Genomic DNA, 14,382 nt, shown 5'->3' with positions numbered 1-14,382 from the left:
TGGAAGTGAAAAACTATGGAAAACAAATTTCATCTTACAATAATTACGCCAGATAGAGAGTTATTCATAGGAGAAGTAGTATCCTTAAATTCTGAAGGAAGTGAAGGGCATTTTGGAATTCTTCCAAATCATGCACCTATGATAGCTACTTTAGTACCTACAGTGACAACTTTTCAAGATGTAAGTGGAAAACAACATACTGCATTTACATCCGATGGTGTGTTTAAGGTAAATAATAATAAGGCAGTTTTGCTTTGTAACTCAGCAGAATGGCCAGAAGAAATAGACAAGGAAAGAGCAGAAAAGGCTAAGGAACGTGCAGAGTCTAGGATGAAAGAAAAAGATAAAAATTTAGATTCAACTAGGGTACAACTAGCACTTTTAAGAGCTTTAGCTAGATTAAAGCTTGCTCAACAAATATAAACACCTATGAAAAAGCAGATACTCAAGTATCTGCTTTTTTCATAGGGACAATTATTTATTATTATACCTACGTATAGTAATAAATAATGAGGTATATGTATAAAATAGATAAAATGATGAATTTAAATCTTAGTAAATACTAAAAAATGCATTTAGCTTAGAGCGTTAGCAGGAATTTTAACTTGGGTAAAGAATTCTTAGCTTAATAAAGCTTAATTTTGTTAAAGGAATTAGCTAGTAATGAGGACTAGAGAATTACTTTTCTACAGTAAAGTAGAAGTCATGAATATACTGTAAATATATATCTATGCTAGGAGATTTAATATGAAAAAAATAATTGGAGTAATATTGATAATATGTTTTCTTATTACAGGGTGTGGAAAGGGGCAAGTGAAAGAAAATAAGTTTAAAGATACTAATAAGGGTGAAGTAGCTGGTAATGTTAAAAGTAAGGATGAAGACTTGAAGCCTCAACACTTTAGCTTTGGACCTAAAGTTAATCAAGATGAAGTTTCCGAGGAAACTAGGAACCAGTTGCAAGGATACTTAGACAAATTAGGAAATCCAGAAAAAGATAATATTAGTTTCAATGGTTTTTCTGCAAAATTTAGGCAAGATGGAGCCTTGGTTTTATCTGTATTTATTAGAAATGGATATAACTATACTGTGTATAATATAGATGCGAAGGTAGATATAAAAAAGAATGGTGAAGTTATAGCCACAGCTACATTTGAGCTTTCAAAGGATGAATTTGGAGAACTTAATGCAGGTGAATCTAGGGTATGGAATCTAATTTATGAACCTGATCACATTTTAAACAAGACCGCTGATTTAGAGGAGTATATACTAGAATATTCAACGGGATATAATAGAAAGTAACATTTTTCAAGTAATTTTATATATTGATATTAAGAATAGTAATATTAATTCCCTTAAATCCTCTCCATTACAGTTTGGAGAGGCGATTTTATTCCTATAACATATAAATGTAAATATATGGAATAAGATTTGGAAGATTGTTAATACTTTAAGTTATAAGGGGGAGTTAATATGAATTTTAAATTTAAAGCAGTTATAGTATTAATCCTAACACTAATTATATTGGTGATTAATAGCAGTTTTATTTATGTACAAGGTCAAGTTGATATGTTTGAAAAACTCTTATCTAATAGCAATATAGAAGTGAGTGAATACTCAGTTACAGCCACCTTTAATTCGGATTCTCAAGGGATGAATGCTTGTAAGGAAATAATAAGGAAAGCAAGTACCACTTTAGGGGAAATGGAATATACTGTGAATGATGAGGATGAATTTAGCAACATTATATTTTCTAATGAAATTTATAAAGGAAGCATAACCTCAACACCTTATAAAGACAAAAATATAGTTGTGATTACAGTAATAAAAAAGGAAAAAGAAAATAGAACAAAGGAACTAAGAAGTAAACTTTCAGAGATTTTATCCCATGTAAATAGCAGGATAACTTACTCACAATGTATAAAAGGTAAAATCTTAAACAACAACTTAGATGAAGTTAATAATTTTGTAATGAATGAACTTGAGCAAAGTAAAGCTAAGAATATTAATAAAGCTAAGTTGTATAATGGGTATAGTATTATTTGCAATACTAATTTATATGATTCTAAAAAAGTTGGAACCATGGATGTAGATTTTCATTGTGCGGTGGTTAAGTATTCCTCAGGATGCTATTTAGTAATGGGCACACCAGAAATAACTTTAGATTATTAAAGATAGCATGATAATTGGAGGATGAAAATGGGTAAATTTATTATAAAGGGTGGTAAAAAGCTAAGTGGAGAAGTGAACATAAGTTCAGCAAAAAACTCTGTACTACCAATACTTGCAGCAACAATTTTAAGTGGAGGAAAGTGTACTATCAAAAACTCCCCCATGCTAGAAGATGTATTTGTATTATGTGATGTTTTAAAAACACTTCTTGCAAAAGTTAATATAGATAAAGCTAATAATATAGTTGAAATTGACACAAGCAATTTAAGTGACGTAAATGTAAGTGATGAATTAGTAAGAAAAATGAGAGCCTCATTTTTAGTAATGGGTGCAATGCTAGCTAGATTTGGTAGATTCAAAATTTCTCTTCCAGGAGGATGTAATATTGGGTCTAGGCCAATAGATTTACATCTTAAAGGGTTAGCTGCTTTGGGAGCTAAAATAAAGGTTGGTCATGGCTATGTTGAAGCTGTTGCAGACAATTTAATAGGGGCTAATGTATATTTAGATTTTCCATCAGTAGGCGCTACTGAAAATATAATGATGGCTGCTACTTTAGCTAAAGGCACTACGGTTATTGAAAATGCTGCTAAGGAACCTGAAATTATTGATTTAGCTATGTTCTTAAAAAAACTAGGAGCTAATATTGAGGGTGAAGGTAGTGATACCATTACTATAATTGGGGTGGAAAAACTTACAGGAATAGAATATCAGCCTATATTTGATAGAATAGAAGCAGGAACTTTTATGATAGCAGCAGCAATAACTAACAGTACAATTACTTTGAAGGGTATAAATGAGAGGTATTTGAAACCAGTTATTGCAAAGCTTAGAGAAATGGGTGTAAAGATAGACATAAATAATGACACTATGGTTATTAATGGCGAGGTGGAGTTAAAGCCTATTGATATTATAACCATGCCTTATCCAGGATTCCCTACAGATATGCAATCCCAGATGATGAGTTTATTAGCTAAGGTTCAAGGTACAAGCATAATAACTGAAACTATCTTTGAAAATAGATTTATGCAGGTTGGAGAACTTACAAGAATGGGTGGAAATATCAAAATTGATGGAAGAAGTGCTATAATTGAAGGTGTTCATGATTTTACAGGAGCTGAAGTAAAGGCAACAGATTTAAGGGCAGGAGCTTCCTTAATTTTAGCTGGTTTATGTGCTAAAGGAGAAACTGTTATTAATGATGTATATCACATAGATAGAGGGTATGTTTCCATTGAGAAAAAATTAAAGGCTTTGGGAGCAGATGTTGTAAGAGTAGAATAAGGTGAAAATAAGGTCGTAATTATCCTGATAGATAATTATGACCTTATTTTTTTATCCATGAAATTTCATAAAATATATGTTTTTAGTAATATTAGGACCATATTTGTAATACAATTTAATATCCATAACGAAAGGAAGGAAAAATAATGAGCTACTATAAAACTAATAAAAGAATAAACTATGGAAGAAACCTATATAAATCTGCAAAGCCATTATTGAATATATTTATGTATTTTGGATTAGCTGTTGGCTTCTTATTTATATCTGTTTATTTAATTTTGGGAAGAAATGAAACAAGCCCTGAAAATGGGAATATTGCTAATATAGAAGAAAATGTACAAAATAGCAATGAGGGAGAAATAGTGTCAAAGGAACAAGGTGAAACAAAGAAAGAGTTTAATCTGGTGATAAGTGATGTAAAGGTATATTTAACCAAGGAAGGACGAGTTGTTAATTTGCCTTTAGAAGAATATATTAAAGGGGTTATAAGTAGTGAAATGCCTGTGACCTTTGAAATTGAAGCGTTAAAAGCTCAAGCTATTGCGGCAAGGACTTATACTGTAGCCCATACGAAAGCTTTGGGTGGAGCTTGTGCAAATGCTAAGGGAGCAGACCTCTGTGATACAGTACATTGTCAAGTGTATATGAATAAGGAAGCAAGGTTAAAGGCTTGGGGTGTAAATGGGGAAAAAAATTGGGCTAAAATTGAAGAGGCAGTAAATGAAACCAAGGGAATGGTGCTTACCTATAATAATGAACTTGCAAAAGGTGCATACTATTTTTCTACTAGTGGTGGTAAGACAGAAAATGTAGAAGAGGTATTTGTTAGTGCATTACCTTATTTAAGAAGTGTAGATAGCCCAGGTGAAGATGTATCTCCTAGTTATAAAAGTAGTGTGACCATACCTATTTCTAAGTTTACATCTACCATAAACAACCAGTATAAGGATGCAGGAGTAAGTGCAAGCAAAGTTAAAAGTCAGGTTAAAATAATGAGTAGAACTGAAGGTGGAAGTGTAAAGGAAATCAAACTTGGAAACATAACTATACCAGGAAAAACTTTTAGAGTGCTATTTAATTTAAAGTCTGCAAACTTTCAAATGGAGTTTTTAGATAAAGATATAGTAATTAGATGTGTAGGTAGTGGTCATGGAGTTGGTATGAGTCAATGGGGAGCCAATGTAATGGCGAAAGCAGGTAAAGCGTATAAGGATATACTTTGTCATTACTATAGTGGTGTTAATATTGAGACTATAAATAAATAAATTAATAAGTATTGATACAAACATAATAAGAGCACCTGGAGAAGGAAAAAACTTCTTCAGGTGCTTTTGTTATAAAAAAATATAAAAAATTTTCTTTTGCATGTATTATTTTCCAAATATGAGTCCAGAATACAGGTGGAGGTGTTTTTATGAACAATAAATTTAATAAGTTTAAACAGTTTATTAAGAAGGAGGGCTTTTACGTAATACTCTTTGTATGTTTATGTGCTGTAGCAACAGTAGCAGCTATTACAGCTGGAGGAAATAAAGATACAGCAATAAATCCAACTACAACACAGGAACAAAAGGGTACAGTAGTTGAGCCAAAAGATCCTCAAGGTGCTCTTCAAGTGAAGGAAGATATAAAACCAGTACCAAATGTACAAGTTCAGAACAAAAGTCAAGCTGTTTCTAACACAGGAAACAAAAACTTTGTTAGTCCAGTTAAAGGTTCTTTAGGTAGAGCCTATTCAGAGGATCCAGTTAAGTTTAAAACTACAAATGATCACAAGACTCACCCAGCAATGGATATTAAAGCTGAAAAGGGTGCATCTGTTGTAGCAGCTTCAGACGGAGTTGTAAAAAATGTAGATCGTACTACTGAAGGTGTATTTGTAGAAATTGACCATCAAAATGGGTTAGTTACTAGATATGCTAATTTAGACGAAAAGCTAGCAGTAAAAAAAGGTGATAAAGTAAAAGCTTCTCAAGAAATTGGTAAAGTTGGAAATACTACTAACTTAGCTTATGAAGAGTATGGTACATACCTTCACTTCGAAGTTCTTAAGGATGGAAAAAATGTAGATCCAGCTTCATATGTTAACTACAAAAAGTAAATAACATAGTTTTAAAAATTTATTTTAGTCATTTTCCGATATAATCGGAAAATGACTAATAAGAAAGTAATTTAACATTAGTTTTCAGCATATTTATAAATATAGAAGGGTTAAGGAGGTAACACTTTGAAAGATTACATCGAAGATAGAGTACTGGAGGTCGCTAGATACATTATTGAATCACAAGCTACTATAAGAAAAACAGCATCAGTTTTTGGAGTTAGTAAAAGTACAATACACAAGGATATGACTGAGAGATTACCTAAAATAAATCCTCAAGTAGCTGAAGAAGCAAAAACTATCTTAAATTTAAATAAAGCAGAGAGACACATTAGAGGTGGAAAAGCCACAAAAATGAAATATAAAACGATTGAAGGATAAAATATTTAGTATTATAATAGTAATTAAGACAAATTTTAGCGAAATTTAGATTATTATAATACAAATATACAGAAGAGCAGGAGTGAAATTTAAGATGTTTTTTTTTGGAATGGGTACAGATATGGGTATAGATCTAGGTACTGCTACAGTGCTAGTGTACATTAAGGGTAAAGGTGTAATTTTAAAGGAACCGTCAGTTGTAGCTATTGACAAAAATGCTAATAAGGTGTTAGCAGTGGGTGAAGAAGCTAGAAAAATGATTGGGAGAACACCTGGTAATATTGTTGCAATTCGTCCACTAAGAAATGGTGTAATTTCAGATTATGATGTTACAGAAAAGATGCTTGAGCATTTTATAAAAAAAGCATGCGGAAAAAGAAAAATGTCAGCACCAAGGGTTGTGGTTTGCGTTCCTTGTGAAGCAACAGAAGTGGAAAGAAGAGCTGTAGAAGATGCAGCTAGAAATGCAGGTGCAAAGAAGGTTCAATTAATAGAAGAGCCTCTAGCAGCAGCTATAGGTGCAGGATTAGATATAACGAAAGCTAGCGGAAACATGGTAATTGATATTGGTGGAGGAACTACTGATATTGCGGTTATTTCCCTAGGCGGAATGGTTGTTAGAGAATCAATTAAAGTTGCGGGAGATAAGTTTGACGAGGCAATTATTCGTTACATTAGAAAGAAACATAAGCTTATGATAGGTGAGAGAACAGCGGAAGACTTAAAAATTAATATTGGCTGTGCATACCCTAAGGAAGAAGAAGTGAGTATGGAAATAAGAGGAAGAGACCTTATTACAGGACTTCCCAAGAATATACTGGTAAATTCAAGTGAAATGAGAGAAGCGTTAAAGGAAGCAGTTTATGCCATTGCTGAATGTACTCATTCTGTTTTAGAAAAAACCCCACCAGAATTAGCATCTGATATTGCTGATAAAGGAATTATTATGACTGGCGGTGGTGCTTTATTAGATGGGTTAGACAAGCTAATTCAAGATATTACAAAAGTGCCCGTTTATGTAGCAGAAGATTCAGTTTCATGTGTAGCACTAGGAACTGGAAAAGTTTTAGATTACATTGATAAATTAGACGATTCATTTAGTAGTCAACATGTATCCATAATAGACTAAAAAAAAGCAATATAGCCATGGGCTATATTGCTTTTTCTTTAGTATAGGGCAAGTTTATCTCCTTCACGTTTTACACACAAGTTATTTCACTTCGTCCAAATTAAATTGATCTTTGCAGTAGAAGCTTAAGTAATAGGCGTGCATTAAACTGTGAGTTATGATTTTTGACAATTGTACAATTAAGTTTAATCTTATGTTCCTAGAGGTAAAGGGTTCATCATCATCACTGGAATCAACTATTCCAATTATTGATATATCACCCACAGGAGGAAGGATCTTACCAACTCCTTTTCCGGGATTAATTGGATAATTTCTAACTTGAATTTCCCCAATGCTTGAAAAGGGGCCTAAACAAGCATCTATACCTATAATTTTACAGTTAGGATGAGAGGATTTAATCTCAGCTAATCTTGCTTCAAGATTTAAAGCATGTATAGGCTCAGAAATAGTACCGTAAACAGGAAGAGGGAAAAATCTTTCTTTTAGATAAGTTCCTACTAACGGGCCTAAGCAATCTCCAATACATCTATCAGTGCCTATACACACTATAATGGTATTATCATCTAAATGATCCTTAATAAAATGAGCTAAGTTATAATATCCCAAAGGTTCCTTATAATGCGTTTTAATCTTACTCACTGAACACACACCCCCTATTTATTTATATGAGGATATATATGCAATTATTATTTTAAAAACACTGTTATACAGATTAATAGAGAAAATATAAAAAATTAAGTAGTGTGAACATGTTAAATAATTAATGAATAAGCTTATAGAAAACCTTAAAATTAGAGTGATTTTATACAAAGTAAGGTAATAAATTAAATAAAGTTTATACTAATAATTAAAAATAAAACTAAGGCTATACCAATTTCCCCATAGATTTGAATATGTTAGGAATAAAAAAATCTATTAAGAACATAATTAAGAGGTAGTAGGTAATAAATTATATATAATAGGAAGTGGTAGTTTGAAAAAAACTTTTTATTCTACAATTATAATTGTTTACAGTATAATTTGTATCTATATTATGATTGAACATAATGTTCCTAACAAGGATATCAACCATAATATTACCATAGTTAAGAAAGAGCAAAAGGAATCCTTAGAGAAGGATAAAAAAAATGTATGGGATGAAAGTACAGAAAGTGCAGTAAATAACTCAAAGGGCAGAAATGAGGAAGAACTTGTTTCTAGCTATAATTCAAGGGATTTAATTCAAGGAAATGATGATGAGTCAGATAGCGATAGTTATAAAAAAGATAAAAGCGTAAGTATTATGAGGAATACAATGGAAGAGTTATCTGAACTGGAAAATAGTGATAAAATTACAGGTGAATTTGATGCCTATAACATTGAACAAAGAAAAAAGAATCAAGTTATAAAAGTACCAGTAGAGGAGATAAGTTCTTATCTTTCCTTAGAAGAAAAGGCTAAAATTCTTTCAGTATCTAGGAAACTTAAAGAGGAAGATCTTAATAGATTTCAAGAATATTTATCCTATAAAAATCAAAAAATAGGAGTAAGGCAGGCTATGGCAATCCTTGAAGAGAGATTAACTGCTAAACAGGTAAGTGAAGTAAAAGAAATATTTTCAAAGTATATAGATATGGGAACAGTAGAAAATAAAGATGATTAGATAAACATTAAGTTAAATTAACTAATATATTTACTATAGGTTGATTACAACCACCCATACCTTTTTAAGAATAGGGGTAAAATTATTTTATTAGATTATTTTTTAATTATTTGCAATGGGTTTATTAATTTTAAGGAATATTTGATTTTCATAAAGGTTATACTGCTATCAAAGCCCTTATAGCTAACAGACCATGAGGTGTTCCATTCAAAAGACTTTGAAAAATGTAATAAGGTGTAATCGTGAGCATTCCATAAAGAATATAAGGTAAGCGGCAATAAACAACTAAAACAGCTAAATTTGAGGTTGAAAAAAGTTTAATTAAATTGTATACTAATCCTTGTCAAAGTTGAGGCCAATTTTGATGATTGTGATGTGCTGGCATGGCTCAACGGTAGAGCAGCTGACTTGTAATCAGCAGGTTGTAGGTTCGATTCCTATTGCCAGCTCCAAATGTGGAGGAGTTCCCGAGTGGCCAAAGGGGGCAGACTGTAAATCTGTTACGTTTCGTTTCGATGGTTCGAATCCGTCCTCCTCCACCACATTAGGTCGCATAGCTCAGCTGGGAGAGCATCTGCCTTACAAGCAGAGGGTCACAGGTTCGATCCCTGTTGCGACCACCATTTACACTTGAACTTAATAAATATGCTGGCATGGCTCAACGGTAGAGCAGCTGACTTGTAATCAGCAGGTTGTAGGTTCGATTCCTATTGCCAGCTCCAAATGTGGAGGAGTTCCCGAGTGGCCAAAGGGGGCAGACTGTAAATCTGTTACGTTTCGTTTCGATGGTTCGAATCCGTCCTCCTCCACCACATTAGGTCGCATAGCTCAGCTGGGAGAGCATCTGCCTTACAAGCAGAGGGTCACAGGTTCGATCCCTGTTGCGACCACCATTTACACTTGAACTTAATAAATATGCTGGCATGGCTCAACGGTAGAGCAGCTGACTTGTAATCAGCAGGTTGTAGGTTCGATTCCTATTGCCAGCTCCAAATGTGGAGGAGTTCCCGAGTGGCCAAAGGGGGCAGACTGTAAATCTGTTACGTTTCGTTTCGATGGTTCGAATCCGTCCTCCTCCACCACATTAGGTCGCATAGCTCAGCTGGGAGAGCATCTGCCTTACAAGCAGAGGGTCACAGGTTCGATCCCTGTTGCGACCACCATTTACACTTAAACTTAATAAATATGCTGGCATGGCTCAACGGTAGAGCAGCTGACTTGTAATCAGCAGGTTGTAGGTTCGATTCCTATTGCCAGCTCCAAATATGGAGGAGTTCCCGAGTGGCCAAAGGGGGCAGACTGTAAATCTGTTACGTTTCGTTTCGATGGTTCGAATCCGTCCTCCTCCACCAAAACACCTACTTATTAGGTGTTTTTTTATTGTCTATGAATTTTAAATTTATTTGTTTTAAAATTACTTAAGAGCTTTGAGACAAATGGGTCTGTATAAAGAACCTATATGTTGTAATTTTAGGATTAAGTATCCTTGGAGTGAATAAGCCTCAAGGTATTTAATAGCGAACATATTGACATAGGAAAATTAATATGTTAGTATAGCTTTGAAAATAAAAAACTTAATAATAACTCTTATCCAGAGAGGTGGAGGGACAGGGCCCGATGAAACCCGGCAACCAGTGCAAGCACAATGGTGCCAATTCCTGCAGTAAAGTCTGCAAGATAAGAGAGAGTGGAAATATCAACCTCTTCTTATCTTAGAAGAGGTTTTTTATTCTTTGTAATTAGAAATATAAGGAATTTTCCTTATTATATTTAAGGCTTAAGAGGCATCTAAAAGAAAATAACTACTATTTTACAGATGACCTGGCAGAAGAGAGAGGAGATAGAAAATGAGAAGATTATTTACATCAGAATCAGTTACAGAAGGACATCCAGATAAGATTTGTGATCAAATTTCCGATGGAGTATTAGATGCAATATTAGAGCAAGACCCAACAGCAAGAGTTGCTTGCGAAACAGCAGTAACAACAGGTATGGTTTTAGTAATGGGAGAGATTACTACAAACTGTTATGTTGACGTTCCAAAGGTTGTAAGACAAACCATAGCAGAGATTGGATATACAAGAGCTAAATATGGTTTTGATGCTGATACTTGTTCTGTTTTAACATCTATAGATGAACAGTCAAGTGATATAGCAATGGGAGTTAATGAAGCTTTAGAATCAAAAAAAGGTGAAATTGATAAGGATGAAGCTATAGGAGCAGGAGACCAAGGTATGATGTTTGGTTTCGCTACAAATGAAACTGAAGAGTATATGCCATTACCAATAGCTATGGCTCACAAATTATCTAGAAGATTAACTGAAGTTAGAAAAAATGGTACTTTAACATACTTAAGACCAGATGGAAAAACTCAAGTTACTGTAGAATATGAAGATAATAAACCTGTAAGAATTGACACAATAGTTATTTCAACTCAACATGGACCAGAAGTTGAACGTGATCAAATAGAAAAGGATTTAATGGAACATGTAGTAAAAGCAATAGTTCCAGCTGAATTACTAGATGAAAACACTAAATACTACATAAATCCAACAGGAAGATTCGTTATTGGAGGACCACAAGGGGACTCAGGATTAACTGGAAGAAAAATTATTGTAGATACTTATGGTGGATATGGAAGACACGGTGGTGGTGCATTCTCAGGAAAAGATCCAACTAAAGTTGATAGATCTGCTGCTTATGCTTCAAGATGGGTTGCTAAAAACTTAGTTGCTGCTGGTGTAGCTGACAAACTAGAAATTGAATTAGCTTATGCTATAGGAGTTGCAAAACCAGTATCAATTGAAGTTGAGACTTTTGGAACAGGTAAAATTGCAGATGACAAAATTGTTGAATTAATTGAGAAAGTATTTGATTTAAGACCATCTGCTATAATCAGAAACTTAGATTTAAGAAGACCAATCTATAAGCAAACTGCTGCTTATGGACACTTTGGAAGACTTGACCTTGATTTACCATGGGAGAAGTTAAACAAAGTAGAAGAAATAAAAAAATATTTATAGGCTACAATACAGTTTAAAAATAAACAACCTAAAGCTAGTTATATCTAATTTGAGAGGTATAACATAAGCTTTAGGTTTTTTTATTTTATACAGAAGATAAATGGAGCTATTATATTATAAAGTTGTAATTATGAGGCGTTATGTAAAATAGGGAGTGATTATTATGGAAAGTAGTTTGTAACAGAGTATTATTGTTCAAAATATACTATATATAGTTAGCAGTCTGATATAAGTTTTAAGCAACATTAGGGCATAATATTAATATAATGCTGTAGTAAGCTCCTTATGTTATAATGAAATGTATATAAGTAAAACCTTTGGAAAGTGTGAAAATATTATAAGGGAACTTATATAAAAGCGTGTTAAGAATAGAAATCTTGTGACATAGTAAGTTTTTAATGCACTTTATATATAAAATTTTAGGAGAGATATTATGCCAACAATTCAAGGTGTAATTAGTAATATAGTTTTTAAAAACGATGATAACGGATATACCATAGCTAAAGTAAGTTCAGGTGCGAATAGTTATACTATAGTGGGAACCATACCTTATGTAGTTGAAGGAAATGAATATAGCATTTCAGGGGAGTGGGTTACTCATGCTAAATTTGGACAGCAGCTAAAGGTGGATGTAATAGAAGAAATTCTCCCAACTACAAAATCAGGAATAGAGAAATATTTGGGAAGTGGAATTATAACTGGAATTGGGCCTATTACAGCAAAGAAAATCGTAGACTTTTTTGGGGAAAATACTTTAGAAGTTTTAGATAATAATATAGAAAGATTAAATGAAATTAAGGGTATTGGAACTAAAAAAGTTGAACTTATAGTGAAGTCCTATTCTAGTCAAAGAGAAGTTCGGGGAATTATAATGTTTTTCCAAGGCTTTGGAATATCTCCAAATGGAGCTATGAAGATATATAAACGATTTGGTGGTAATTCCATAAGTATAGTAAAGGACAATCCTTATATATTAACGGAAACAGTTGCAGGTATAGGATTTAAAGCTGCAGATAAGATTGCTAGGCACTTAGGAATAGATAAGGATTCGCCATTTAGAATTAAAAGTGGAATTAACTATATAATTAATGAGTTTTGTTCTATAGGAAATACCTTTATGCCTATGGATAAGCTGATTTTAAAAGGAAAAGAAATTCTAGAGGTAGAGGAAGAAGCTTTAAATAATTGTATTTACGAAGCTGTAGTAGAAGGAAAACTAAAAGTAGAGGATGTAGAAGAAACAAAAGGTGTTTTTACTATACCTTATTTATATGCTGAGTTAGGTGTTACAAAGCAAATAATAACCCTGGCTGCGTCTCACTACGAGGAAGTAGATATTAACGTGGATGAAGAAATTAAAACCTTTGAAGAAAAAAATAATATAACTTTAGCAGAATCTCAAAAGGAAGCTATTAAGGGTGCTGTGAATAATGGAGTAGAAGTTATTACTGGAGGTCCTGGTACAGGTAAAACTACCATTATAAATTGTATTGTAGATATATTTGAAAGGGCGTTAAAAAAAGTTTATATGGCTGCTCCTACAGGACGTGCAGCTAAAAGAATGAGTGAAGCCACTGGAAGAGAAGCTAAAACTATACACAGGCTACTGGAGCTAGGGGCAGGAGAAGAAGAAGCAGTTCAGCTTTATAAAAGTGAAGAATCCCCACTAGAATGTGATGTGCTTATTATAGATGAGGCTTCAATGATTGATATAAATCTTATGAATAATCTTTTAAGTGCTATCACTTTAGGTACTAGGTTGATAATTGTTGGGGATGTTGATCAGCTTCCATCTGTTGGGCCAGGAAATGTGTTAAAGGACATCATAGAAAGTAATGCAGTAAAAGTTGTAAGACTAAATGAGATATTTAGGCAGGGAAGAGAAAGTATGATTGTAGTAAATGCCCATCTTATAAATGAAGGTAAAATGCCTATGTTGAACAAAAAAAACGGTGATTTTTATTTTATAGAATCAGCTGAAGGGGAAATTATTTTAAAAGAAATTATTTCTCTCATAAATAATAGACTACCTAAGTTTAATAACAAATGGAACAAGATGGAGCACATTCAAATTTTATCTCCAATGAAAAAAGGCATTGTAGGAGTTGACAATTTAAATAAAGAACTTCAAGGTATACTAAATCCTAAATTGAAGGGCAAACCTGAAAAAGAATATAGAGATATTATTTTTAGAGTTGGAGATAAAGTTATGCAAACTAAAAATAATTATAATATTAAGTGGAGCAAGCATACAACCCATTGCGAAGAAGAAGGTATGGGAATCTTTAATGGAGACATAGGATATATTATTGATATAAATGAAGAAGATGACAAGGTAATTGTGAACTTTGAGGATGATAAAATCGTAGAATATGATGATATCTATTTGGAAGAACTTACACTATCCTATGCTATTACAATACATAAGAGTCAGGGGAGTGAATTTCCTGTGATTATTATGCCTATGTTTATGGGACCACCTTTGCTTATGAACAGAAACTTACTTTATACCGGTATTACTAGAGCTAAACAGCTAGTGGTTCTAGTAGGAAGCTCTAAGGCCATTCAGTTTATGAAAGATAATGATAGAAGTTTTGAGAGATATTCGGGACTTAAGTGGAGAATAAAACAAATATTTGAGGTTTAATCA

The 14,382-nt window shown here is 33.0% G+C and carries 12 protein-coding genes, 11 tRNA genes and 1 riboswitch; of the genes, 22 read left to right on the top strand and 1 reads right to left on the bottom strand.

Translation table 11 applies throughout. The annotated features are described in order from the left end of the window. Positions 1-15 precede the first annotated feature (15 nt). From C661_RS0101440 to C661_RS0101405, 8 genes are all read left to right on the top strand, one after another. Positions 16-423 carry a F0F1 ATP synthase subunit epsilon gene (locus C661_RS0101440; protein WP_017413507.1) on the top strand — a complete coding sequence of 136 codons (408 nt, stop codon included), beginning with the start codon at positions 16-18 and terminating at the stop codon, positions 421-423. 324 nt (positions 424-747) lie between these two features. Continuing rightward, complete coding sequence (locus C661_RS0101435; RefSeq protein ID WP_017413506.1) at positions 748-1,302, top strand: SLAP domain-containing protein; 555 nt, start codon at positions 748-750, stop codon at positions 1,300-1,302. Positions 1,303-1,473: 171 nt separating this feature from the next. Beyond that, positions 1,474-2,172, top strand: a complete 699-nt coding sequence (locus C661_RS0101430; protein WP_017413505.1) for a YwmB family TATA-box binding protein — start codon at positions 1,474-1,476, stop codon at positions 2,170-2,172. A gap of 27 nt (positions 2,173-2,199) precedes the next feature. After that, a complete protein-coding gene (gene murA / locus C661_RS0101425) occupies positions 2,200-3,456 on the top strand; it encodes a UDP-N-acetylglucosamine 1-carboxyvinyltransferase (protein WP_017413504.1) in 1,257 nt (418 codons plus the stop codon). A 146-nt stretch (positions 3,457-3,602) separates the two neighbouring features. Beyond that, positions 3,603-4,721 carry a stage II sporulation protein D gene (gene spoIID / locus C661_RS0101420; RefSeq protein ID WP_017413503.1) on the top strand — a complete coding sequence of 373 codons (1,119 nt, stop codon included), beginning with the start codon at positions 3,603-3,605 and terminating at the stop codon, positions 4,719-4,721. A gap of 149 nt (positions 4,722-4,870) precedes the next feature. Further along, positions 4,871-5,557 (top strand): M23 family metallopeptidase, encoded by a 687-nt coding sequence (locus C661_RS0101415; protein ID WP_017413502.1) that lies wholly within the window; start codon positions 4,871-4,873, stop codon positions 5,555-5,557. Positions 5,558-5,683: 126 nt separating this feature from the next. Further along, positions 5,684-5,938 carry a sporulation transcriptional regulator SpoIIID gene (spoIIID, locus tag C661_RS0101410; protein WP_017413501.1) on the top strand — a complete coding sequence of 85 codons (255 nt, stop codon included), beginning with the start codon at positions 5,684-5,686 and terminating at the stop codon, positions 5,936-5,938. 94 nt (positions 5,939-6,032) lie between these two features. Further along, complete coding sequence (locus C661_RS0101405) at positions 6,033-7,067, top strand: rod shape-determining protein (RefSeq protein ID WP_017413500.1); 1,035 nt, start codon at positions 6,033-6,035, stop codon at positions 7,065-7,067. Between the two features lie 81 nt (positions 7,068-7,148). Here the strand turns inward: C661_RS0101405 and yyaC are convergent, their stop codons facing one another. Continuing rightward, complete coding sequence (gene yyaC, locus C661_RS0101400; protein WP_017413499.1) at positions 7,149-7,706, bottom strand: spore protease YyaC; 558 nt, start codon at positions 7,704-7,706, stop codon at positions 7,149-7,151. Positions 7,707-8,040: 334 nt separating this feature from the next. Here yyaC and C661_RS0101395 point away from each other — a divergent pair, with 334 nt between their 5' ends. The 14 genes from C661_RS0101395 (at position 8,041) to recD2 (ending at position 14,379) form a co-directional block, all read left to right on the top strand. Beyond that, positions 8,041-8,709, top strand: a complete 669-nt coding sequence (locus C661_RS0101395; protein WP_017413498.1) for a hypothetical protein — start codon at positions 8,041-8,043, stop codon at positions 8,707-8,709. Between the two features lie 377 nt (positions 8,710-9,086). Then, a tRNA-Thr gene (locus C661_RS0101390) sits at positions 9,087-9,161 on the top strand. Between the two features lie 5 nt (positions 9,162-9,166). Next, positions 9,167-9,251: transfer RNA gene (locus C661_RS0101385), tRNA-Tyr, on the top strand. Positions 9,252-9,256: 5 nt separating this feature from the next. After that, positions 9,257-9,332 (top strand) — tRNA-Val (locus tag C661_RS0101380). A gap of 24 nt (positions 9,333-9,356) precedes the next feature. Next, a tRNA-Thr gene (locus C661_RS0101375) sits at positions 9,357-9,431 on the top strand. 5 nt (positions 9,432-9,436) lie between these two features. Then, a tRNA-Tyr gene (locus C661_RS0101370) sits at positions 9,437-9,521 on the top strand. A gap of 5 nt (positions 9,522-9,526) precedes the next feature. After that, positions 9,527-9,602: transfer RNA gene (locus C661_RS0101365), tRNA-Val, on the top strand. A 24-nt stretch (positions 9,603-9,626) separates the two neighbouring features. After that, a tRNA-Thr gene (locus C661_RS0101360) sits at positions 9,627-9,701 on the top strand. Positions 9,702-9,706: 5 nt separating this feature from the next. Further along, positions 9,707-9,791: transfer RNA gene (locus C661_RS0101355), tRNA-Tyr, on the top strand. A 5-nt stretch (positions 9,792-9,796) separates the two neighbouring features. Then, a tRNA-Val gene (locus tag C661_RS0101350) sits at positions 9,797-9,872 on the top strand. A 24-nt stretch (positions 9,873-9,896) separates the two neighbouring features. After that, positions 9,897-9,971, top strand: a tRNA-Thr gene (locus C661_RS0101345). 5 nt (positions 9,972-9,976) lie between these two features. Next, a tRNA-Tyr gene (locus tag C661_RS0101340) sits at positions 9,977-10,061 on the top strand. Positions 10,062-10,293: 232 nt separating this feature from the next. After that, a riboswitch (SAM riboswitch) is annotated at positions 10,294-10,393 on the top strand. A 163-nt stretch (positions 10,394-10,556) separates the two neighbouring features. Continuing rightward, entirely contained in the window at positions 10,557-11,732 is a 1,176-nt protein-coding gene (gene metK / locus C661_RS0101335; protein WP_017413497.1) for a methionine adenosyltransferase, read from the top strand. Positions 11,733-12,165: 433 nt separating this feature from the next. After that, complete coding sequence (gene recD2, locus C661_RS0101330) at positions 12,166-14,379, top strand: SF1B family DNA helicase RecD2 (RefSeq protein ID WP_017413496.1); 2,214 nt, start codon at positions 12,166-12,168, stop codon at positions 14,377-14,379. The last annotated feature ends 3 nt before the right edge of the window (positions 14,380-14,382 follow it).

It is taken from the genome of Clostridium tunisiense TJ (assembly GCF_000300195.1).
GTDB lineage: Bacteria > Bacillota > Clostridia > Clostridiales > Clostridiaceae > Clostridium_J > Clostridium_J tunisiense.
Note: the sequence above shows the minus strand (reverse complement) of the source record. Positions and strands in the feature narration are given on the sequence as shown.

Bases quoted from the DNA above. Each gene is read 5' to 3' on its own strand.
- metK (WP_017413497.1), top strand. From the start codon at position 10,557: ATGAGAAGATTATTTACATCAGAATCAGTTACAGAAGGACATCCAGAT.
- C661_RS0101435 (WP_017413506.1), top strand. From the start codon at position 748: ATGAAAAAAATAATTGGAGTAATATTGATAATATGTTTTCTTATTACA.
- C661_RS0101430 (WP_017413505.1), top strand. From the start codon at position 1,474: ATGAATTTTAAATTTAAAGCAGTTATAGTATTAATCCTAACACTAATT.
- recD2 (WP_017413496.1), top strand. From the start codon at position 12,166: ATGCCAACAATTCAAGGTGTAATTAGTAATATAGTTTTTAAAAACGAT.
- C661_RS0101415 (WP_017413502.1), top strand. From the start codon at position 4,871: ATGAACAATAAATTTAATAAGTTTAAACAGTTTATTAAGAAGGAGGGC.
- C661_RS0101405 (WP_017413500.1), top strand. From the start codon at position 6,033: ATGTTTTTTTTTGGAATGGGTACAGATATGGGTATAGATCTAGGTACT.
- C661_RS0101440 (WP_017413507.1), top strand. From the start codon at position 16: ATGGAAAACAAATTTCATCTTACAATAATTACGCCAGATAGAGAGTTA.
- spoIID (WP_017413503.1), top strand. From the start codon at position 3,603: ATGAGCTACTATAAAACTAATAAAAGAATAAACTATGGAAGAAACCTA.
- murA (WP_017413504.1), top strand. From the start codon at position 2,200: ATGGGTAAATTTATTATAAAGGGTGGTAAAAAGCTAAGTGGAGAAGTG.